The following is a 22,168-nucleotide window of genomic DNA, read 5'->3' as shown; positions in this document are numbered from 1 at the left end:
TTGCTGAACTTCTATTTCTCTAAAAAATAACAAGCCTCTGAACATCTCACATTCAGAGGCTTTCTTTATTTCTTCATATACGGAGCTAATGTCTTTAAAATTTCTGTTTTATCTTCTTTTAATTCCACAGATGTTAACATATCCATTGTTCGCGGACGGGGTAAATGAACGTGTACTTCCCCTACAATAGTTGCTGGTCTTTGCGATAAGATGAATACACGGTCAGATAATAGTATCGCTTCGTCTAAGTCGTGCGTTACCATTACAATTGTTTGTTTCTCTTGATGCCAAGAATCTAACAGCCAGCGATGCACTTCCATTTTTGTAAAGGCATCTAATTTTCCGAACGGTTCATCAAGTAACATAATAGGTTTCTCACATAAATACGTACGAAGAAAGCTAATCCGCTGCCTCATTCCTCCAGATAATGAGTCGGGATAATGATCTGCATATTCAAACAATCCAAATTGTTTTAATGCTTCCATCCCCTCTGCTAAACGTTCTTTCTTAGACTTCTTTCCCTCAATTTCTAATGGCAACACAATATTTTGTAAAGCTGAACGCCACGGAAGCAATAAATCTTGCTGCGGCATATAACTTACACAATCTTGTGTTTGTACAAGCTCATCATGATACGTAATCTCACCGCTAGTTGTATCTTCCACACTGGCAATCATATTAAGCAATGTACTTTTCCCACAACCGCTCGGGCCTACAAAGGATACAAATTCACCTTCTTGTATAGAAGCATGAATATTCTCTAATACATTTTTACCACCGAATGCTTTCACAACATCTTTTATTCGTAATCCACTCATGTTTCACTTGGAAGGAATTCATTTGTAAAGGCATCTTTTACATCAATTTTCTTTTTGATTACCTTATTATCGTATAAGAAATTCATGTAATTTGTCCAAACTTCTTCCTTCTGTACTCCCCACGCTTTTGCATCATCTTGATATTTTGTACTTAACCACTTTTGACTTTCTTGCACTAACTCTTTATTAATATCTGGAACATTCTTGATTAAAATATCAGCTGCTTGTTTTGGCTCCTGAATTGCAAAATGATATCCTTCTGCTGTTGCACTCATAAACTTTTTCACAACATCTTTATTTTGCTTTATGTTCTTTTCACTTGTGATAAGAACAGGGCTATAAAAGTCTAGTGCTGGATCTAAATCTTTTACCATTATTGTATTTAATTCTTTTCCTTGACGTTTCGCTTCAATTCCATCCCAGCCATAATAAATCCATTCAAAATCAGCATCACGACCAATTGATTTGAAGAAATCTGTTTGTCCAAGCACAATTTTTTCTACTTTACTAAAGTCGGCTTGATGTTTATCCATAATGGTTTTTAAAGTTGCTTCCTCTGCTGGTGCTCCCCATCCTCCATAACGCTTTCCTTCAAAATCTTTTGGTGAAGTAATATTATCTTTTTTTAAAGAAGCAAATGCCGATGTGTTATGTTGAATAATTGCTCCAATTGATACAACTGGAATCCCTTCCACACGTGCCGATGTAACATTTTCTTGATAGCTCACACCAAAATCAGCTTTTCCAGAAGCAATCATTTGCTCTGCTGATACATTATCACCAGGCTGAATAACTTCTACATCTAAACCTTGTTTCTTATAATAATCTTTTGTTTTTGCCACATATAAACCAGTATGGTTTGTATTCGGAAACCAATCTAAAACAACTTTTACTTTTTTCTCTTTGTCACTGCTCTCTTCTTTCTTCGCTGTATTACAGCCGACAACACTTACTGCAAACAGTGTTGCTAACATGACTTTTAAGCTCTTTTTCATTTTCTGTCTTCCTTTCTATATATCCATGGTGCTGTTATTCTGGCCATAAACTCTACGATAAAATATAAAAATAACGTGACGATTACAATCATAGCCGCTATACCAAATACACGAGCAGTTAAAAACGACTTTGTTGCACGGGTTAACATAACCCCTAATCCTTCACTTGCACCAAGCCATTCCCCAATAATTGCCCCCATCACACTATATGTAACAGCAATTTTTAACCCTGAGAAAAAATATGGAAGCACAGCAGGAAATTTTACTTTTTGATACATTTGCCATTTTGATGCACGCATTGTTTGTAATAATTTGAGCATATTTTTATCTACCGTTTGAAATCCTTCTAAAATACTAAGGGCAATTGGGAAGAAACAAACAAGAATAACAACCATCACCTTTGGTAGCATTCCATATCCAAACCAAATGATAAATAGAGGTGCAAGCACAACAATTGGAATAGTTTGTGAAATAACAAGTAACGGATTCATAAGAAGGCGAAAAATCGGGATAACATCCATCATAATAGCAATACTTGTTCCAAGTAGAATTGCAAAAAACAAACCGCTTATCACTTCTTGCAACGTCTTTGTTATATTTGGAAGTAATAGCTCTTTCATGCCAATTAATTCTTGTATAATCGTAGAAGGTTTTGGCAGTATCCATGGTTCAATGTGAAATAATGAAACAGATCCTTCCCATATCGCAATGAGAAGAATCAGCCAAGCTGTTGTAATTGCGAAATTAGATCGCTTCTGTTTTTTCATATTCATCACGATACTTCCATACTTTTTCATCAATTGTTACACCTGTGCTTGGACGATAGTGGATTTTAATAGAGGTAATCACTTCTTCTGCTCCAGCATCTACACAAGCTTGTTGTGCACGTTTTATAATATCAAGAAGTTCATTTAAATCTCCTTCCATCGTTGTTTCCATCGCACCTACTTCATAACGAACGCCTGATTGTTGGACAACTTCAATTGCCTTATCCACGACCGTATATAAATCTTTTGTTTTTGCTTGTGGTACCACTGAAAATGAAATTGTAACTTGTTGTGACATGCTAAAATCCCCTTTGCAAAATAATATGTTAAAAACAAGAAAAGGCTTTCCCACTATGACGTAGGAAAGCCTTGTATGCAAGTTATTATAAAATAACATATGCTACATTCCCTTAAGCAACTCCCTACGCTGGCATTATCCAGATCAGGTTGAGGGTCGATGTTCCTTTACATCCTCTCAGCCACTTGGCTCCCCGGTCCTTAATTCGTTTTCATTGTAGCATGATTTATTTTATTGAACAAACAAAAGCATGGTACATCTTGTCTGTTATTTTTCTACGTTTGGAAAATACCCCACTTGTTCTCCATGTGCTAATAGCTTCTGAATAAACTGTTGGTCAATTATTGGCACTGCAATTTTCTTTTTCTTTATCCATTCATTTGTTCTTTTTGTACCTATTACAAATTCAGACTGCTGCGCTCCATCGCCAGCTACTTGTGAAGCAATCAATTCTGCTATCTCCTCATCCTCTTTCGCTAACTGTAACCCTGAATCTACATATTGCGAAAGAGGAACAATTTCTAAATGATGCCCGCATTCTATCATTAACTGCACAAAATGTACAAAATCAATCGGATCTGGATGACAAATATGCAATGTTTCACCTATAATTTGAGGATCTTGCATATACGCCACAATTGATTTACTTGCAAAATCAATTGGAGCAAAGTCCACTTTCCACTTCACGTTTGGTGCTTGTCCAATTAATAACATCGTTTTAATGAGGCGATAAAATGCATTTCCTTCAATATTTTGTTGAAATACTCCCGTTTCGGAATGGCATGTTAAATTACCAGCGCGATAAATATTCCCTCTCATGCCACGACTCATTGCTTCACGAACAAGATTTTCTGCCTGTAGTTTACTATTGGAATACACATTCTCTAACTCTACATGATACTCAAAATCACCGCGTTTTTTATACATATCCCATTGTTCTACTGCTAAATCGATTGGAATACTAATCGTAGAAATAAAATGGAATGCTGCTCCTTCATCGGCTAATGCAAGCATGCGCTTTGTCCCTTGAATATTTACATTTTCAAATTGCTTTACATCCCCAAAATGTCTTACGTCTGCCCCGCAGTGAACGACTGTATCAACTTTAGAACGTATCGCTATAAACTCTTCCTTACTAAGTCCAAAGTATTCTTCACCAAGGTCACCAGGAATAGCTGTTATACGTGCCAGAGCTTCATTTGGAATATCATGAAAATATCCTGTTAAAGTTTCCATAATTCTTTGCTCTACATCTTTTTTAGGTCTTACTAAACAATAAATATGAGCTGAGGTTTGCTGCAATAATTCATATAGGATATGTGATCCTAAATAACCTGTTGCTCCTGTTAAAAAGACATTGGAAATCCGGTTATTAGTTATTCCTTCCGTATACTGAATAGCCTCTGGTTCATGTATCCATTTATATTCATGAAATACATTTTCTTCTAGGGTTAACTCCCTTTGTATTCGCGCTAACTTATACACTGTCTTTTCCTTAAAGAAGTCTTGAATTGTTAAATGCGGAAAATCTTCTTTTAACAATGTTAAAATACGTAATACTTTTAATGAATGCCCACCAATGGTAAAGAAATCATCATGTACACCAATTTTGGAAACTCCTAATACTTCTGTCCAAGCCTGTGCGATAATCTTCTCTGCTTCAGTAGATGGTGCAACATATTCTTGTAGGCGAGTCGGCTCATACTCTTCTTCTAGTTGCCCTAGTTTCTTAACATCTATTTTCTTATTTGGTGTAAGCGGTAGTTCATCAATATAAATTAACTTAGACGGAATCATATAATCTGGTAACTGCTCTTGTAATTTGTAAATGAGTTCTGACATCTCTTTTTTTGTTAAAGTTGTATAAAAAGCAATCAAATATTGACTTCCTTCTTTACTTTTCTTAGCAAACACAATATTTTCTTTTACATTATAATTTTGAGAAATTTGATTTTGAATTTCTCCTAACTCAATACGGTGTCCTCTAATTTTCACTTGATCATCTTTTCTATGTAAAAATTCAATATTCCCGTCTTCTAAGAGTCTAACGATATCTCCAGTTTTATATATATTAACAATAGGGTTGAATGGGTTTGGAACAAATGCTTCTACTGTTTTTTCCGGTTTATTAAAATATCCTTTTGCTAGTCCTACTGATTCTATATGCAGTTCGCCAGGTACACCAATTGGACAAAGCCTCATATTCTCATCCAATATCATAATTTGATAATTTGCACACGGCTTACCAATTGGAACACTTACAATGTTCTCATCCAACTGACTCGGAATCGGATAAGTTGTTGTTACAACTGTACACTCTGTCGGTCCATATACATTATGAATTTCAATATTTGTTCCAATTCTTTCTCTCCATAATTTAATCACCTCGATCGGTAACATCTCTCCTCCAATTGCAATCCGTTTCAATGAACTCAGCTTATATATCTCTTCATCTTCTAAATAGGTTGCTACTTGTCTTACAAAAACTGTTGCTAACGCTAAAATAGAAGTTGCTTTTACTCTATGGATTGCATTTGCAAATGCTTCTACCGATAAGCGTTCTTCTTCTAATAATACATATAAGGTGCCTCCGCAAAATAAAGCAGCAAATAATTCCCATACAGAAGCATCAAAGCTAAATGAAGGAAACTGTGCAAATACATCCTCTTCTGTTAATTTATACTGTCGTTGCATCCAAGTACATAGATTGACAACACCTCGATGAGCTAACATTGTTCCTTTTGGATTCCCTGTCGATCCTGATGTATAAATCATATATGCTATATCATCACAATTGATAGGAAGCTTCACATCATTAACCAAATAATTCTCACTATCATAGATTGAGATTGCTTGAATACCTTTAGATGTAATCTCTGTTTCTTTTGTTAAAATAACTTTCGCTTTACTATCTTGAATAATGTACTCAATTCTACTCTCCGGATAATCTGGATCAATTGGAACATATGCCGCATTAGCCTTCAACACAGCTAATATACTTATCACTGTGTCGATACTGCGTTTCATAAAAATCCCCACATAATCTCCTGGTTGCACACCATTTTGTATTAACATGTGAGCTATTTGATTACTTCTTTGATTCAATTCTTGATACGTTAAAGCACCTTCTTTAGAAGATAATGCAATACGATTCGGAAATTGCTTAACCGTTTTATAAAACATCTCAACAATGCTTTTTTCTGGATATGTTGCTTTCGTATTATTTATCTCATTATAGAGTGCTATCTCTTCATCTGTAATAATTTGGAAATTATCAACGTGTTCATCTCTATTCTGTAAGGCATGTATGAATACTCCCTCTATTTGCCTCATATAGCGAGCAATCGTCTTTTCCTTCCAAATCAAACCATTAAATATTACTTCTACACCTTGCTTCTCTTCATTAAGGACAAACTGTAATATATCATTCTCCTGTGAATGATAGTATGTTTGACCAACAATAATAGGTGCCATTCCAAATAGATTATCATGCTTTTGTAATTCTTGTATGTCTGTCTCATCCATCGCTTGAATTTGACCTATTTGCTCAACGATCTGTTCTTTTAACTTTTTATAAGAAAGGAAAGGAGAGATTTCAATCACAATAGGAAATAGTTTTTCCCTTTCATGATACAAAACAATTATATGTTTCTCATTAGCAATATGATGTAACCACATTATACTTGCTCCTAACAGATCAACCATATTAATTGTTATTGGAAACAATATTGTTTTTGTATCTACTTCTCCCTCTAGATTCCGGAAATCCATAGGAATTCTACTTTTTCCGTTTATTCTTTCTAGAGACTCTTTGATTGTTTCATTATAAGAATTTGTTAATACTGCTTCCATGTCATTCACTTCCCTTACCATCTACACCTTGTTTATGCTCTATTCGCTTTTAAATTCACCAATCAATTCTTGTAACTCTTGAGCAAGCCAACTTAAAGATGTTGCTAGCTCAGCAATTTCTTGAACAGTCATCTCTTGCTCCTTCATACTTTCTTCTACGTGATTACTACTTTCTGCATATGTCTTAGCAATCTGAGATAAATGATTCACAACCTGCACGATTCCTTGACTTTTTTGTAAAACATCACTTGAAGTACCTGAAACTGCTTTCACTTGACTTGTAACAGACTGCGCTGATTTTAAAATTTTGTTAAAGAACTCACCGCTACTATGAACAAGCTCAATTCCTGATTCAACTTCTTTTGAACCTTTTTGCATCGAAACTACAGCTTCTTCTGTTTCTGCTTGTGTTTCTCCAATCAATTTGGCAATATCTTTAGCTGATGTCTCTGTCTGCTCCGCTAATTTACGCACTTCATCTGCTACCACTGCAAATCCTCTACCAGCTTCTCCAGCTCGCGACGCTTCAATAGAGGCATTTAGAGCAAGTAAGTTTGTCTGGTTTGAGATGCCTGTAATTACTGTTACAATATCGCTAATTTGTTTAGAACGATTTTCTAACGAATAGATAATAGAAGATAAATCTTGAACCGCACTTTGAATTAAATTCATTTGTTTCACAATTTGAGAGATAACTTCATTTCCTTCTAAAGAATGTTGCTCCATGCTTTCAGATGCACTTGTAACATGCTTCGCAGCACCCGTAATTCCCTCAAGACTACTGCCCATCTCATTTACAATATGCAAACATTTTTGTACGGAAGCCTCTTGAGACTGTGCTCCTTCATTTAATCCTTCTATAGAACTTGCAATCTCCTGAACTGCCATATTGTTTTCTTCTGTACTTGCAGATAACTCTTGTGAAGAAGAAGAAACTTGTTCTGCTGTCTGCTTTACTTTATCAATAATCGCTTTAAATTTTTGTATTGTCGTGTTGAAATAAGCATTAATAATTCCAATGTCATCTGATCGTTCCCTTAATTGAATATTTAAATCGCCATCTCCTACTTTCCGTAATCCTTCACGCAACTCTTGTAATGGTGCTAAAGAACTACGAACAATAAAGAATTGAATTCCAATAGCAAGCACTAATGATATACTCATAAAGATTAAACCTTGTATGATAAATTGTTGTTTTGTACTCGGAACAATCGATGCATCTACATCCGCTGCTACAACTGCAATAATATTTTTTTCTTTATCCATAATTGGCTCTAATATTGTTACCCATGAACCAAGCTGATCTTCATATACTTCTGTCATTTGTGCTTTCTTTCTATCCATTACCTTATGGTATGCATTCATCCAATGAGCAGGCATATCGAAATAATCACCTGGTTTCACAGTTACAGATTTAGCTAATTCCGTATTCAATCCGACAATTTGTGGCGCATCTTTTTCATTTGTTTTTGCACCTGTAATATATACTTGCCCAACACTTTTCAAATCTTTTGCTACTTTATCGAGCTGCTCTGTAATTCTTTCTTTCTTCACTCTTTGAGTTTTAGGATCTTCTGCAACCTCTCTAATCAAATTCTGATCCAGTTCATTTAATACAATATCTCCTGTTTCAATTGACTGTTTTTCAAATAAATTCATCATGCTATCTTGGAACATGTTAAGACTTAATACCGCCATACTTCCAACAAGCGTAAAAATGACCAAGACAGTCAGCAATACATTTTTCTGTAAAAACGATAACTTATGCCAATATTTCCTCATAAAAGTACTTCCTCCTTATTTTTTTGTATAGTTAAATAATATAATGTTTTAGCCCCTAAATTGATATTATTTCTCATTTAAAGGTACGTAAATAAAAAAAAGACCAATATCAAAAATTGGTCAAAACCAATCCAATCTATTCGGTAACTGACTAGCTTCGCCTTCTCTTGACCTTAAGCCCTACAGTTTTGCAGCCTTATGTTTCCACGAGTTTGCCTTTCTCGCCCAATGAGTTGAATAATATGGGGGTTTTATGAGAATTAAATATTCCCTTTCACAGGTTACAACATCATAATCAAAATGTCTACTTATTAAAAAATAACGATATATCATTTTTTCAAAATACTTTCACGAAAAGAATGAATGTTCCTTTTTATATGTTATATAATAAAAAATGTTTAGAAATAAGGGGTTTTCTTGGATTCTTTCTAGTTTTTCAATTAAATTAAATTATTCAAAAATATCAACCCATTAAATTTCTGGAGGTAGTTTATTATGTTTTGGTTACAATTTCTTACCCTACTACTCTGTATTTTCATTGGCGCACGCCTTGGTGGAGTTGGCTTAGGAGTGATGGGTGGAGTTGGTATGGCAATACTTGTATTTATCTTTCACCTACAACCTACAGCACCTCCAATTGACGTTATGCTAATGATCTTAGCAGTCATTACAGCTGCTGGTGCCCTACAGGCAGCAGGAGGAATGGACTACCTTGTCCATCTTGCGGAAAAAACATTGCGAAAAAATCCAAAGCGTATTACATTTTTCGCACCTATTGTTACTTATTTATTTACATTATGTGCCGGAACAGGCCATGTTGCCTATTCTGTCCTTCCTGTTATCGCAGAAGTATCACGTGAATCAGGAGTTCGCCCTGAACGCCCGATGTCAATCGCCGTAATTGCTTCCCAACAAGCCATTACAGCTAGTCCTATCTCAGCAGCAACTGTTGCACTTCTAGCAATGCTAGCTGATTATAAAATTACTTTATTTGATATTTTAAAGGTAAGCATTCCATCTACTTTTATTGCTTGTATGCTAGCAGCTTTCGTTGCAAGTAAAATGGGAAAAGAGTTAAAAGATGACCCTGAGTATTTAAAACGATTAAAAGAAGGTATGATTCCAAAATTAGAAGAAAAGAAAGAGTTCGTCGGTACAAAAGGAGCGAAATTATCTGTTATCCTCTTCTTATTCGCAACTGTTTTCGTTGTTCTCCTTGGTTCATTTGAAGCACTGCGACCAGGCTGGATAATCGATGGAAAATTCGTTCACCTATCGATGCCAAATGCAATTGAAATGGTTATGTTAACAATTGCCGCTCTTATTATTATTTTATGTAAACCAAATGTAGAAAGCATTGTATCTGGTAACGTTTTTAAGGCTGGTGCTACAGCTGTTGTTGCTATTTTTGGTATCGCTTGGATGGGCGACACGTTCTTTAATGGTAACTTAACTTTCATTCAAGGATCTATTCAACATTTAGTAACAAGTGCACCATGGTTATTCGCTATTGCACTATTTGTTCTATCTATCTTATTGTATAGCCAAGCAGCTACTGTACGTGCTCTTATGCCACTTGGCTTATCGCTTGGTATTTCACCAGCACTTCTTATTGCAATGTTCCCTGCAGTAAATGGTTACTTCTTCATTCCAAATTACGGAACAATCGTTGCTGCAATTAACTTTGACCGTACAGGCACAACACGTATTGGTAAATATGTACTAAATCATAGTTTTATGATTCCTGGTCTCATTGCAACCTTTGCTTCTATCGGTATCGGAATGTTACTTATTTCGATTATGTTTTAACAAAAAAGCGCATGACTTATTCTATAAGTCATGCGCTTTTTTTCCATTTAATCAAACGTTTGTTTAAACTAGTACCTTTGTTTTATACAATCCTCCAACTAAACTCTTCTACTCTATACTAGGCTCCAATATATATTGACTTGCCTCTGCTAATAACTTTGGAAAATCATCTGGAAAAAAGTTCCCTAATCCTTCTCTTACAATACATTTGCACTCCACATTATATGTTTTAAATACTTCCATTAACTCCATCGTTTTCTCATGTAAGATGAGAAAACAACTGTTCAATCCCCATCTTTACTTCTTCACTTGATGCACGAATGCTTTCGCACTGTCAAAGGCTGAACTCGCCAAACTAATGGCTGAAATAACCGAAACACCATCTGCTCCTGCTTCTATTACTGAAGAAGCATTTTCGATTGTAATTCCACCGATTCCAACTATCGGTATATTAATACCTTTTTCCCGAAAATAACGTAATCCATTTAATCCTTGAACTGCTTTTGTATCTTTTTTTGTGTTTGTTGGAAAAATAGGGCCTATTCCTAAATAATCCGCACCATTTGCAATGGCAAAATGCGCTTCTTCTATTGTATGAGCAGACACTCCAACAATTTTATCGCCCATTTTTTCACGGACAACTTCAATTCCTTCATCATCTTGTCCAACATGAACACCGTCTGCATCCAGCTTAAGCGCTAAATCCACATCATCATTCACAATAAAAGGAACTCGATACTCCCTACATAGCGCTTGTAACTGTTTGGCAAATTGGACTCTTTTCTCTCCAGTTAGAGCTCCTTCTCCTTTTTCCCGAAATTGAAAAAGGGTAATGCCACCATCTAGTGCTTCTTTCATTACTTGTAATGGACCCTTGTGACAGTTATTGCTCCCCATAATAAAATATACTTGTAATAACTGAGACATCTTTTCTGTTTCAATGCGTGCCATCTCTCTCATCTCCCTAACGAACTTCTTCTGCTTTTCCATATTGTTCAATATCGCTTATGGTAACATTTGCTAATTGATTTAAGAATTCTACTTGGAAACTGCCTGGTCCCTGATCTACTGTTTTACTCGCAGCAATCTCCGCTGCTACTCCATAAAACGTTAATGCAGCAACCGCTGCTTTTACATAATCTTGTTCAACTGCCACAAATGCTCCCATTACTGAAGTTAATAAACAACCTGTTCCTGTCACCTTTGTTAAAATTGGATGACCGTTACGAATTATAACGGTTCGCTTACCATCTGTGACAATATCTTCTTTTCCTGTAATTACCGCGACTGTACCTAGTTTGTTCGCTGCTTTTGTTGCAATTGCTACAGAATCACCATTTCCAGTTCCAGCATCCACACCTTTGATTTCCCATTTTTCATGAATAACATTCGCAATTTCCGCTGCATTTCCGCGGATCATCGCTAACTTTATTTCATTTGGTATATGTCTTGCCACTTCTGTTCGATACAAAGTTGCTCCTGCCCCAACTGGATCAAATAATACTGGGACATGCTGTTGATTCGCTGCTTTTCCAGCAATGAGCATTGCTTCAACTTCATCTGGCCGGAGCGTACCCATATTTAAAACGAGTGCTCCTGCAATGCTAGCCATCTCTGCTACTTCTTCTTTTGCATATGCCATGACTGGTGATGCCCCTAACGCTAGCAAGCCATTTGCTGTAAAGTTCGTTACAACTACATTTGTAATATTATGCACAAGTGGATTCGTTTTTCTTACTTGTTCCACCACTTTAGCAATTTCTGTTATATGCATTGTTTCATCTCCTCCTCGTTTCCGTAATGGGAGATACACAAAAAGACACTTCGCGTATGCAAAGTGCCTGAACATGTGTTTTTTACACTCTCCCTACGCTGGCATTATCCAACAGGTTCTAATGGTCAACGACAGATTAGCCGTACTCTCAGTCTGCATCCGCAAACTCCCATGTGCTTTCTTATTCATCTACTTCAAAGTCTACTCTTATTCTAGTAAAATAACAAGTTCTTTCCTTTCTATATGAAAGGTGAAGTGAAAAGAGAGCATTCGTCTTTATATTGCTTTATACCGAATCAGTATGCATAGAAAAACAGCGATAGGATGCGCTCCTATCGCTGTTTTTCATTTTATTATTTTAAAGCTTTAGATACTTCTTTTACCATTTCTGATACAGACTCAAGCCCGCCACCAGATAGGTACCAGTAGTTTGGATCTAAATAAACTACATTGCCATCTTTCACAGCATTTGTTTTGCTAACAATTTCGTTTTCCACTACTTGTTTTGCAGAAGATTTACCGCCAACAACAGCACCTCTATCTACTACAAATAAGTAACCTGGGTTTTTCTCTAAAATATATTCGAATGAAACTTTGTTACCATGTGTATCAGCTTTAATATTTGGGTCAACAGGAGTTATCCCAAATACATCATGGATAATACCGAAGCGAGATTGTGGCCCATATGCACTTACTTGACCATCATTCGCTAAAATAACTAACCCTTTTTTATCGCTCTTCTTAGCTTTTTCATTTAATGCTGCTACGTCTTTTTCAACTGCTGCAATTTCTTTTTTCGCTTGTTCTTCTTTACCGAAGATTTTTGCTAATGTTTCAACGTTTTCTTTAAATGATTTCATGTAATCTTTTGTATTTAACTCTACATAAATTGTTGGAGCAATTTTTTCAAATTCTTTGTATGAATCAGCTTGTCTTCCAGAAATGATAATTAAATCTGGATTCATTTCGTTAATTTTTTCGAAATCTGGCTCTTTTAAGCCACCAACATTTGTATATTTTTTATCTTTATATTTTGAAAGATACGATGGGATATTTTTCTGTGGTACACCAGCCACATCAACGCCTAATTTATCTAAAGTGTCTAATGAACCAAAGTCAAATACTACAACTTTTTTCGGGTTTGTTTTAACTTTTGTTTCCCCTAACTTATGCTTGATTGTAATTTCTTTCGCTTTACTTTCACTAGCTTCTGTCTTTTTATCAGTAGAAGCATTATTGCTACATGCTACAGCCATGATAGCAAGCATGAAAGTTAATAGTAGCATCGCTAACTTTTTCATTTCAATCACCTCTATAAGTTTTTTTAAATTATTTTAATTGATCGTGCATTTGCACAATCAAAAATAACTTCCTCTTATGAAAAATAAATACAAATATTATTTCCAGCTATTTCTTCAATGTGGATGTCCATATCATAAATCCCCTTTAAGACTGCTGGATTAATAATTTCATTTGTTGGCCCTTCTTTCATGACCTTTCCATCTTTCAAAGCAACAATATGATCAGAATAACAAGAAGCAAAATTAATATCATGAATTACAATTACAACTGTTTTCCCTAGTTCTTCAACTAAGCGTCTCAGTACTTTCATAATTTGTACAGAATGCTTCATATCTAAATTGTTAAGTGGCTCATCTAGCAAAATATATTCCGTATTTTGAGCAATCACCATAGCGATATACGCCCGTTGTCTTTGCCCACCACTTAGTTGGTCTAAATATTTATGCTGAATATCCTCAAGCTCCATATAACGAATTGCTTCCTCAATATGTTTCTCATCTTCCTTGGTCAAGTTTCCTTGTGAATATGGGAATCTACCAAAGCTGACTAGTTCGCGAATCGTGAGACGCAAATTAATGTGATTCGTTTGCTTTAAAATAGAAATTTTTTTTGCAAGCTCATTACTATTCCACTCACTAATTTCTTTATCCTCTATATAAATTTCACCAGCATCTTTTTTTAATAATCTGCTAATCATGGAAAGCACTGTACTTTTTCCTGCCCCATTCGGACCGATGAAAGATGTGATTTTTCCTTTTGCAATTTTAATCGAAACATCTTCAACAACATTTTTGCTTCCATATTGTTTTGATATATTTCTTACTTCTACCATGATTTACTCTCCTTCAATAGAAGATAAATGAAGTATACGCCCCCAACAAAGTTTACAATGACGCTTAAAGTTGTATTAAATTCAAATACTCTTTCAACAATCAATTGTCCACCTACTAGAGCGATAATACTAATAAAGATAGAACCCATAATTAAATATTTGTGTTTATATGTGTACAAGAATTCACGCGCAACGTTTACTACAAGTAATCCTAAAAATGTAATTGGACCAACTAGCGCTGTAGAAATAGAAACTAAAATTGCGATAACAATTAAAAGTTTTTTTACGACTTTGTCATAATCTACGCCTAAGTTAATTGCCTCTTCTCTTCCAAGTGATAATACGTCTAATAGTTTCAACTCTTTATATACGTAAGCAACCACTACTATAATCCCAATAACGGATACTGCAAGTAACTCTGTTTTCACGTTGTTAATACTGGCAAACATTTTTCCTTGCACAATTTGAAACTCATTCGGATCAATAAGCACTTGCATAAAAGAAGACAAACTTTGAAAGAATGTCCCGAATATTAATCCGATTAAGAGTAAGAAATAAATATTATTTCCTTCTCTTTTAAATAAAAATTTATAAAGAAACAGTGAAAAAATCACCATTAAACTAACGGATATAAGAAAGTTCGCATTTGTATTCATCATAGCAAAATGCTGTGACCCAAATAAAAACACAACAAAAGTTTGAATAAACATGTAAAGCGAATCTAACCCAATCACACTCGGTGTTAAAATACGGTTATTACTAATCGTTTGGAAGATCATGGATGAAAACGCAATAGCTCCACCTGTTATGATCATTGCTAACAATTTCTTCGCTCTTCTTGGTAAAGCATAATCTAGTGTGTTCATATTTAAGTTAATGAATAAAAAGATTCCAATGGCTATTACGGATACAACGGCAAGTACTGCCAACATCAACTTATAATTCTTTTGTTTTCTATGTTGCATATGCGTTTCTCCTCATTAATAAATAAAGGAAGATTCCGCTTCCGATCACTCCTACTGTAAGACCAATCGAAATTTCATACGGATAAATTACGACCCTACCAAGTATATCGCAAGCTAGTACAAAAACAGCTCCTAACAAGGCAGTATGAGGTAAACTATTTTTCAAATGATCTCCGCGATAAATTGAAACGATATTTGGAATAATAAGTCCTAAAAATGGAATCATCCCAACAGTTAAAACAACTAATGCAGAGATGAGAGAAACGATAATAAGCCCAATATTTAGCACTCGATTGTAATTCATTCCTAAATTCGCTGCAAAATCTTCCCCCATTCCAGCAACGGTAAAACGATTTGCATATAAAAAGGCGATGATTACAAGCGGAATACTGAAATATAAGATCTCATATCTCCCCTTCATAATCATTGAAAAGTCACCTTGTAGCCACGAATTAATATTTTGAATTAAATCATATTTATAAGCAAAAAATGTTGTAATGGAACTAATAATGTTTCCAAACATAATTCCAACAAGCGGAATAAAAATGGCATCTTTAAATTTAATTCGCTTTAAAATTTGCATAAACAAAAATGTACCAGCTAGCGCAAAAATAAATGCGATAAACATTTTTTCAAGCGGGCTTGCTGTCGTAAATAACATTAAGGAGACTAAAACGCCCAACTTTGCACTATCCATCGTTCCCGCAGTTGTTGGAGATACAAACTTATTTCTGCTCAGTTGCTGCATAATTAAACCACTTATACTTAAACTGACACCAGCAACAATAATACTAATGAGACGTGGTAATCTACTGATAAATACAATTTGCATTTTCTCTTGATTCCAATGCAAAACATCTGTTAGACTCACATCTTTTACACCAATAAAAATAGATGCAACCGATAAAACAATAAGCATGATAAATAAATATCTTTTTTTCATAATGTTTTCATGGTACAGATTATGTTCTGTCGCCATCACTTGATTTCAAACAGATTATAATCCTATCATTTTATCCCCCTCACCTATTTATAGAATGATAGAAATCATAATTCTAGCAAGCGCTTCCATTTCTTGCCGCGAACTATTCGTCATAATCCAACCTTTTTTAGATGTATCAATCGGATTCATCTGACGTTTCGGCAACGTTATGGTAACCTCTTTTTAATGATAATGAATTTCATTTGCGATGTCAACGTATAACTTATAATGCAGTGAAGTTGTAAGCAATCGAAATCCCCCATACTCTACCGATTATCCCCACCAATCAAGCTGCTACGGGCAGCCCTCATCCTTATCTTCCTTGCTTCCCTCCCATTCTTGAAGTGAGAAAATAGCGGGATAAACAGATGAAGCTCTATTCCAAACAGCAAATGATAGTGACTCCAAAGCAGTTTCATAAGGTTTATAAAGAAAATAAGAAATTAAGACAAGAAGTAGAGATTCTTAAAGAAGCTATGTCAATTATAACTACCAAATAGAAGGTGTTCCTTACTGTTCTTCTTGAAAACTGTGGTATATTATACGGTATATAGTTAGTAAAGGAGTTTGAATACATGGCAAAGAGTGTAGTAATTGCTGAGAAACCATCAGTTGCACGGGATATCGCAAAAGTATTAAAGTGTACAAAAAAAGGAAATGGATTTTTAGAAGGGGATAAATATATCGTGACTTGGGCTCTTGGACACTTAGTGACACTTGCAGACCCTGAGGCTTATGATAATAAGTATAAAACATGGAATCTTGAAGATCTTCCTATGCTTCCAGAACGTATGAAATTAGTTGTTATAAAACAAACGGGAAAACAGTTTCATGCTGTGAAACATCAACTTAGTCGAAATGATGTTAATGAGATAATTGTGGCTACTGATGCAGGAAGAGAGGGAGAATTGGTTGCCCGTTGGATTATTGAAAAAGCAAAAGTGAAGAAACCCATTAAACGTTTATGGATTTCTTCTGTAACAGACAAAGCAATTAAAGATGGTTTTCGTAATTTAAAACCAGGTAAAACTTATGATAATTTATACGCCTCAGCCGTTGCTCGTTCTGAAGCTGATTGGTATATCGGCTTAAATGCTACTCGTGCATTAACAACAAAATTCAATGCTCAATTAAACTGTGGGCGTGTGCAAACACCAACTGTAGCTATTATTGCGAGTCGTGAAGATGAAATCAAAAACTTTAAAGCTCAAACATACTACGGTATCGAAGCTCAAACAACGAATAATTTAAAACTAACTTGGCAAGATGCAAAAGGAAATAGTCGTAGTTTTAATAAAGAAAAAATTGATGGTATCGTAAAAAGCTTAGATAAACAAAATGCTACTGTTGTGGAAATTGATAAAAAACAGAAGAAATCATTCTCTCCTGGCCTTTATGATTTAACTGAATTGCAACGTGATGCAAATAAAAAGTTCGGTTACTCTGCAAAAGAAACATTAAACATTATGCAGAAATTGTATGAACAGCATAAAGTGCTAACGTATCCTCGTACGGATTCACGCTACATTTCATCTGATATCGTTGGAACACTTCCAGAGCGTCTAAAAGCATGCGGTGTAGGAGACTATCGCTCTTTAGCACATAAGATTTTAAATAAGCCGATAAAATCTAATAAATCATTTGTTGATAATAGTAAAGTAAGTGATCATCACGCAATTATTCCAACAGAGGGATATGTTAATTTCTCTGCGTTCACTGATAAAGAACGTAAAATTTATGATTTAGTTGTAAAACGTTTCTTAGCTGTTTTATTCCCAGCATTTGAATACGAACAACTAACATTACGCACAAAAATTGGGAATGAAACGTTCATTGCGCGCGGAAAAACAATTTTACATGCTGGTTGGAAAGAAGTATATGAAAACCACTTTGAAGATGATGATGTAACTGATGACGTAAAAGAACAACTTCTACCTCGTATTGAAAAAGGTGATACATTAACTATAAAGTTAATTACGCAAACATCAGGTCAAACAAAACCACCTGCACGATTTAATGAAGCAACTTTACTTTCAGCAATGGAGAACCCTACAAAATATATGGATACGCAAAATAAACAACTTGCTGATACGTTAAAATCGACTGGTGGATTAGGTACTGTAGCGACACGTGCAGATATTATCGACAAACTTTTCAACTCTTTCTTAATTGAAAAACGTGGTAAAGATATTCATATTACCTCAAAAGGTCGTCAATTACTTGATTTAGTACCAGAAGAATTAAAATCACCTACACTAACTGGTGAGTGGGAACAAAAACTTGAGGCAATTGCAAAAGGCAAACTAAAAAAAGAAGTCTTCATTTCTGAAATGAAGAACTATACGAAAGAAATTGTTACTGAAATTAAATCGAGTAATAAAAAATATAAACATGACAACATTTCTACGAAGTCTTGTCCAGACTGCGGTAAACCAATGCTAGAGGTAAACGGCAAAAAAGGAAAAATGCTCGTATGCCAAGACCGTGAATGCGGTCACCGTAAAAATGTATCCCGCATAACAAATGCCCGTTGCCCGCAATGTAAGAAAAAATTAGAGCTACGTGGTGAGGGGGCTGGTCAAATCTTTGCATGTAGATGCGGCTACCGTGAGAAGCTATCTACCTTCCAAGAACGCCGCAAAAAAGAATCTGGTAACAAAGCAGATAAACGTTTCGTTCAAAAATATATGAAACAGCAGCAAAAAGAAGCAGAGCCATTAAATAATGCATTAGCAGAAGCATTGAAGAAATTAAAATTTGATTAAATGAAAAAAGCATTGTCCATCAAAAGTTTTGATGGACAATGCTTTTTTCGATTAAGGTGAAACAGTGAAAGTCAGTTTAGAAAAAGGATATGGGGACTGAATCTATAGTATGAAGTAGCATTAGCTAGAAAAATATTTCTAATCGTTTGATTTCCAATCTTATTTACAACACCACGCTGGAATATGGTCTCAATATTGCCCTGTGATAATCGTAAAACACTCAACAAAAAAATTTAAAACTGCTATACATTTTTCGATTACTTTATCATTTCTAAAACGCCATATTAATCAAACAAAAGGTTCCTACCAAATTCGGTAGAAACCTTTATAATTAGTGAATAATTTTACTTCCTTTTGCATTCTCAACAAACTTTTCACTCGATTTATTAATTGGTGTTTTCAGTAATAATGCAAGAATTAACATGATTACAACGAACACACTCAATACAAGTAAATCTCTAATGACAATATCCCAAAGCATTCCACCTACTGTTTCACGAATTGCACTAATCGCATATGTGAACGGCAAGAATGGATACATTGCTTGGAAGAATTTCGGTAACATTTGAATTGGGAACGTTCCTCCCGACCCAGCTACTTGTAGTACGAGTAAAATGATTGCCATTGATTTCCCAACGTTTCCGAAAACAGAAACGAGAGAGTATACGATGCAAACAAAGACTGCACTGCTAAATAAACTGAATACCACAAACCAGAATTTATCAACTACGTACGTACCAAGTAAGAACATATCTCCCATCGATACAATAAACGCTTGTGCAAGCCCTATCGTTAAAAACGTTAAGAAGCGTCCAAAATAAATTTCATGACTCTTATATTCCGTCCCCGGTTCATGCACTTCTACTGTTAATAATGAAACCATTAACAATGCTCCTACCCATAATGCAAGCACTGTATAAAACGGTGACATTGCTGAGCCATAGTTTGGCATTGCAAATAATTTATTTTCTTTTAATTTCACAGGATTTGCAAAGAAATCACTTTGCTTTTCAACATCATTTTTCAATAAACGAATAATATCTTTTATATCCTCTTCCGATTCAAACTGACGAATTTTATCTGCTAGTTCCTTTATTTTTTGCTGAGTAGCTGGCATCTGCGCTTTAATATCTTTCAGTTTCTTTGTGCCTTCTACCAATCCTTTTGAGGAGTCTTCTAGCAACTTCTTCACATCTGGAAGCTTTTTATTCGCATCACTTAAAATTTTAGATGTATTTTTTGACATCTCTTTTGTACGTGCAATTGCTGCATTGAAGTTTGGAACGATTTCGGAATCGTACCTTGCTAAAATATCACCTAATTGTGCTGAAGTATTTTTGGATACTTCATTAATACTTTCAATAATATCTTTCGCAGGTTGTTGTCCTTTATTAATCGCTTCAATTCCTTTATCAGTTAATTTTATACCTTTTTGTAGAAGACTTTGTGCTTTTTTCAGCTTCGCAATTTGATTATTAAAGTTTTTATCACTATTGACATCAGCAAAAACTTTATTCGCACTCTCTAAGACAGGTATCATATCAGTAATCATATTTGAAGCTGCTTGGAATTGACTGTTTAAACTATTTAAAGCTACTTTTGTTGAATCTAATCCATTAATCCCTTTATTTTCAAAGTCTTCTTTTGCTTTTTGAAGGATAGATTTAGTTTGTTCATATTGCTGTCTTACCTTATTATACTCTTCATTCACTTTATCACTAGTCTGCTCCAAAGTATTGACTGCTTTTTTATAATCCGCTACAAACGTTTCATTATAATCCTTTTCCGCTTGATCAATTAAAGCGTTTGTTGCGTCTAATTTTTGATTAATTGCATCTCTCACATCTTGTTTTACTTCTTGCCCTGAACTAATTAAGTCATTAAGACGTTTAAATCGATTGTTCAAATCTTGCTGTCCTTCTCGAATAGCTGTTAAATGTGCTACTCTATCACCGAAAAACTTCTTACCAAAATCAGTTGTTGCATTCTGCTGAAGTGTAGACATCATGGTAATGATTGAAGAAAGATTGTCTATATGAGTCTGGAGATTATTAGAAATAGTAGTGATATTTTTCTTTGCTATTTCAGGATCAATACTTCCATTTTGTAACCCATCCATCACACTCTGTGCATATGCAGTACCTGTACGTGCTGAGTTTAAAACACTATTCACTGTTTGATTAATGTTTCTTGCTATATTTTTGTAACCTTCATCATTAATTTTTGGAAGGTCCGGAAGCGTAGGTAACTGAGAAATATCAGGAATATTCAAATTCGCCCCAGGTCCCATTAAGAAATCTGTTATAGCCGCTGCACCATCCATTCCGCTTTTTAGAGCCGTTAAATCTCTCTTTATTGTTCCTGGTGCATTCTGTAATGTCTCATCATTTCGTGCAAAGAATTTATCTAAGTTGTTCAAAGTTTCCTGCCCATCATTAATGACGCTCTGTACAACTGGCAGATCCTCTTGCGCTACTTTTACAATATCTTGCGCTCTAGTTGCATCATCTAGTGCTGTATCCATAAGTTTATTCATTTTTGGAAATTGCGCTTCTAACTTAAATACAAGATCTTTTACTTTTTCAATACTTGGCAAGTTTGTTTCTAAATCGATTCCAAGGCTATTGAAAATTTTAAAAATCTCTCCGTTTGCTGTTTTAACAAAGTTCTTACTAATTTCTTCTGTAATACCTGATGCACCTTTTGCTGTAATTTTCGGTGCAATCGCATTTACTTTTTCGTTTACGAAATAATCTAGTTCTGGTTTTTGCGGATTATCACTAATAACCGTCGCAATTTTTTCAGAGAAATCTTTTGGAATTGTAATACTTGCATAGTAATCTCCATGTTCAACCCCGTAGATTGCTTGTTTCTCATCAACAAACTTCCAACCTAGATTTTTGTTTTTCTTGAGTGAATTGACAATTTCGTCCCCGATGTTAATATCTTTCCCCCTTATATTCGAACCAGCATCTTGGTTAGAAACTGCAATTGGCACTTCGTTTGTATTCCCGTATGGATCCCAAGAAGCCTTAATGTTAAACCATGCATATAACGATGGCAAAATCATTAATCCTAGTACAATAACAATCGCAGCCCAATGTTTAGCTACATTCCGTACATCTGTCGTATAAATACGCCATATTTGTTTCATATAAGCAATCACCTAATTATATATTTTTCCTTATTCCAAAAACGATACATGCATTTTGCAATTATATCATTTT

General features: G+C 34.9%; 16 protein-coding genes and 3 riboswitches. Of the genes, 2 read left to right on the top strand and 14 right to left on the bottom strand.

Translation table 11 applies throughout. From position 1 onward, the window contains the following. Positions 1-65 precede the first annotated feature (65 nt). From MR056_RS12040 to MR056_RS12015, 6 genes are all read right to left on the bottom strand, one after another. The gene (locus MR056_RS12040; RefSeq protein ID WP_011983488.1) at positions 66-818 is read right to left on the bottom strand and encodes an ABC transporter ATP-binding protein; all 753 of its coding nucleotides are present in this window, start codon (positions 816-818) and stop codon (positions 66-68) included. Beyond that, on the bottom strand, positions 815-1,813 hold the full coding sequence (locus MR056_RS12035; RefSeq protein ID WP_087097625.1) for an ABC transporter substrate-binding protein: 999 nt from the start codon (positions 1,811-1,813) through the stop codon (positions 815-817). Before MR056_RS12035 ends, MR056_RS12040 begins: the two co-directional genes overlap by 4 nt. Continuing rightward, on the bottom strand, positions 1,810-2,586 hold the full coding sequence (locus tag MR056_RS12030) for an ABC transporter permease (RefSeq protein WP_140388383.1): 777 nt from the start codon (positions 2,584-2,586) through the stop codon (positions 1,810-1,812). The genes MR056_RS12035 and MR056_RS12030 overlap by 4 nt, the downstream gene beginning before the upstream one ends. Then, positions 2,558-2,878, bottom strand: a complete 321-nt coding sequence (locus MR056_RS12025; RefSeq protein WP_011983485.1) for an MTH1187 family thiamine-binding protein — start codon at positions 2,876-2,878, stop codon at positions 2,558-2,560. Before MR056_RS12025 ends, MR056_RS12030 begins: the two co-directional genes overlap by 29 nt. A gap of 104 nt (positions 2,879-2,982) precedes the next feature. Continuing rightward, a riboswitch (TPP riboswitch) is annotated at positions 2,983-3,084 on the bottom strand. Between the two features lie 61 nt (positions 3,085-3,145). After that, entirely contained in the window at positions 3,146-6,730 is a 3,585-nt protein-coding gene (locus tag MR056_RS12020) for a non-ribosomal peptide synthetase family protein (protein WP_140388380.1), read from the bottom strand. A gap of 39 nt (positions 6,731-6,769) precedes the next feature. Then, entirely contained in the window at positions 6,770-8,512 is a 1,743-nt protein-coding gene (locus tag MR056_RS12015; protein ID WP_210370660.1) for a methyl-accepting chemotaxis protein, read from the bottom strand. Between the two features lie 139 nt (positions 8,513-8,651). Then, a riboswitch (cyclic di-GMP riboswitch) is annotated at positions 8,652-8,739 on the bottom strand. 268 nt (positions 8,740-9,007) lie between these two features. Between MR056_RS12015 and MR056_RS12010 the strand changes: the two genes are divergently transcribed. Then, positions 9,008-10,321, top strand: a complete 1,314-nt coding sequence (locus tag MR056_RS12010) for an anaerobic C4-dicarboxylate transporter family protein (RefSeq protein ID WP_087097619.1) — start codon at positions 9,008-9,010, stop codon at positions 10,319-10,321. 108 nt (positions 10,322-10,429) lie between these two features. On the opposite strand, the gene MR056_RS12005 is transcribed toward MR056_RS12010, so the two are convergent. From MR056_RS12005 to MR056_RS11975, 7 genes are all read right to left on the bottom strand, one after another. Then, a complete protein-coding gene (locus MR056_RS12005) occupies positions 10,430-10,573 on the bottom strand; it encodes a hypothetical protein (RefSeq protein WP_157671232.1) in 144 nt (47 codons plus the stop codon). A gap of 45 nt (positions 10,574-10,618) precedes the next feature. Beyond that, positions 10,619-11,272 carry a thiamine phosphate synthase gene (thiE, locus tag MR056_RS12000; protein ID WP_011983480.1) on the bottom strand — a complete coding sequence of 218 codons (654 nt, stop codon included), beginning with the start codon at positions 11,270-11,272 and terminating at the stop codon, positions 10,619-10,621. 13 nt (positions 11,273-11,285) lie between these two features. Further along, a complete protein-coding gene (gene thiM / locus MR056_RS11995; RefSeq protein WP_087097617.1) occupies positions 11,286-12,095 on the bottom strand; it encodes a hydroxyethylthiazole kinase in 810 nt (269 codons plus the stop codon). A 73-nt stretch (positions 12,096-12,168) separates the two neighbouring features. Beyond that, positions 12,169-12,278: riboswitch (TPP riboswitch) on the bottom strand. 170 nt (positions 12,279-12,448) lie between these two features. Then, complete coding sequence (locus MR056_RS11990; protein ID WP_011983478.1) at positions 12,449-13,396, bottom strand: siderophore ABC transporter substrate-binding protein; 948 nt, start codon at positions 13,394-13,396, stop codon at positions 12,449-12,451. 74 nt (positions 13,397-13,470) lie between these two features. Further along, positions 13,471-14,229: an iron ABC transporter ATP-binding protein gene (locus MR056_RS11985; protein WP_011983477.1), complete on the bottom strand. Its 759-nt coding sequence runs from the start codon at positions 14,227-14,229 to the stop codon at positions 13,471-13,473. Continuing rightward, complete coding sequence (locus MR056_RS11980) at positions 14,223-15,194, bottom strand: iron chelate uptake ABC transporter family permease subunit (protein ID WP_011983476.1); 972 nt, start codon at positions 15,192-15,194, stop codon at positions 14,223-14,225. Before MR056_RS11980 ends, MR056_RS11985 begins: the two co-directional genes overlap by 7 nt. Continuing rightward, the gene (locus MR056_RS11975) at positions 15,184-16,137 is read right to left on the bottom strand and encodes an ABC transporter permease (RefSeq protein ID WP_048724317.1); all 954 of its coding nucleotides are present in this window, start codon (positions 16,135-16,137) and stop codon (positions 15,184-15,186) included. Before MR056_RS11975 ends, MR056_RS11980 begins: the two co-directional genes overlap by 11 nt. Positions 16,138-16,751: 614 nt before the next feature. Between MR056_RS11975 and MR056_RS11970 the strand changes: the two genes are divergently transcribed. Further along, complete coding sequence (locus tag MR056_RS11970) at positions 16,752-18,941, top strand: DNA topoisomerase III (RefSeq protein ID WP_087097615.1); 2,190 nt, start codon at positions 16,752-16,754, stop codon at positions 18,939-18,941. Positions 18,942-19,272: 331 nt separating this feature from the next. On the opposite strand, the gene MR056_RS11965 is transcribed toward MR056_RS11970, so the two are convergent. Then, on the bottom strand, positions 19,273-22,095 hold the full coding sequence (locus MR056_RS11965; protein WP_087094390.1) for a YhgE/Pip domain-containing protein: 2,823 nt from the start codon (positions 22,093-22,095) through the stop codon (positions 19,273-19,275). Positions 22,096-22,168 lie beyond the last annotated feature (73 nt).

Origin of the sequence: Bacillus cereus group sp. BfR-BA-01360 (genome assembly GCF_022663595.1) — a bacterium.
Classification (GTDB): Bacteria; Bacillota; Bacilli; order Bacillales; family Bacillaceae_G; genus Bacillus_A; species Bacillus_A cytotoxicus.
The sequence above is the reverse complement of the archived record's forward strand: the minus strand, read 5'-3'. Positions and strand labels throughout refer to the sequence as shown.

Bases quoted from the DNA above. Each gene is read 5' to 3' on its own strand.
- MR056_RS12040 (WP_011983488.1), bottom strand. From the start codon at position 818: ATGAGTGGATTACGAATAAAAGATGTTGTGAAAGCATTCGGTGGTAAA.
- MR056_RS12035 (WP_087097625.1), bottom strand. From the start codon at position 1,813: ATGAAAAAGAGCTTAAAAGTCATGTTAGCAACACTGTTTGCAGTAAGT.
- MR056_RS12030 (WP_140388383.1), bottom strand. From the start codon at position 2,586: ATGAATATGAAAAAACAGAAGCGATCTAATTTCGCAATTACAACAGCT.
- MR056_RS12025 (WP_011983485.1), bottom strand. From the start codon at position 2,878: ATGTCACAACAAGTTACAATTTCATTTTCAGTGGTACCACAAGCAAAA.
- MR056_RS12020 (WP_140388380.1), bottom strand. From the start codon at position 6,730: ATGGAAGCAGTATTAACAAATTCTTATAATGAAACAATCAAAGAGTCT.
- MR056_RS12015 (WP_210370660.1), bottom strand. From the start codon at position 8,512: ATGAGGAAATATTGGCATAAGTTATCGTTTTTACAGAAAAATGTATTG.
- MR056_RS12010 (WP_087097619.1), top strand. From the start codon at position 9,008: ATGTTTTGGTTACAATTTCTTACCCTACTACTCTGTATTTTCATTGGC.
- MR056_RS12005 (WP_157671232.1), bottom strand. From the start codon at position 10,573: ATGGAGTTAATGGAAGTATTTAAAACATATAATGTGGAGTGCAAATGT.
- thiE (WP_011983480.1), bottom strand. From the start codon at position 11,272: ATGGCACGCATTGAAACAGAAAAGATGTCTCAGTTATTACAAGTATAT.
- thiM (WP_087097617.1), bottom strand. From the start codon at position 12,095: ATGCATATAACAGAAATTGCTAAAGTGGTGGAACAAGTAAGAAAAACG.
- MR056_RS11990 (WP_011983478.1), bottom strand. From the start codon at position 13,396: ATGAAAAAGTTAGCGATGCTACTATTAACTTTCATGCTTGCTATCATG.
- MR056_RS11985 (WP_011983477.1), bottom strand. From the start codon at position 14,229: ATGGTAGAAGTAAGAAATATATCAAAACAATATGGAAGCAAAAATGTT.
- MR056_RS11980 (WP_011983476.1), bottom strand. From the start codon at position 15,194: ATGCAACATAGAAAACAAAAGAATTATAAGTTGATGTTGGCAGTACTT.
- MR056_RS11975 (WP_048724317.1), bottom strand. From the start codon at position 16,137: ATGAAAAAAAGATATTTATTTATCATGCTTATTGTTTTATCGGTTGCA.
- MR056_RS11970 (WP_087097615.1), top strand. From the start codon at position 16,752: ATGGCAAAGAGTGTAGTAATTGCTGAGAAACCATCAGTTGCACGGGAT.
- MR056_RS11965 (WP_087094390.1), bottom strand. From the start codon at position 22,095: ATGAAACAAATATGGCGTATTTATACGACAGATGTACGGAATGTAGCT.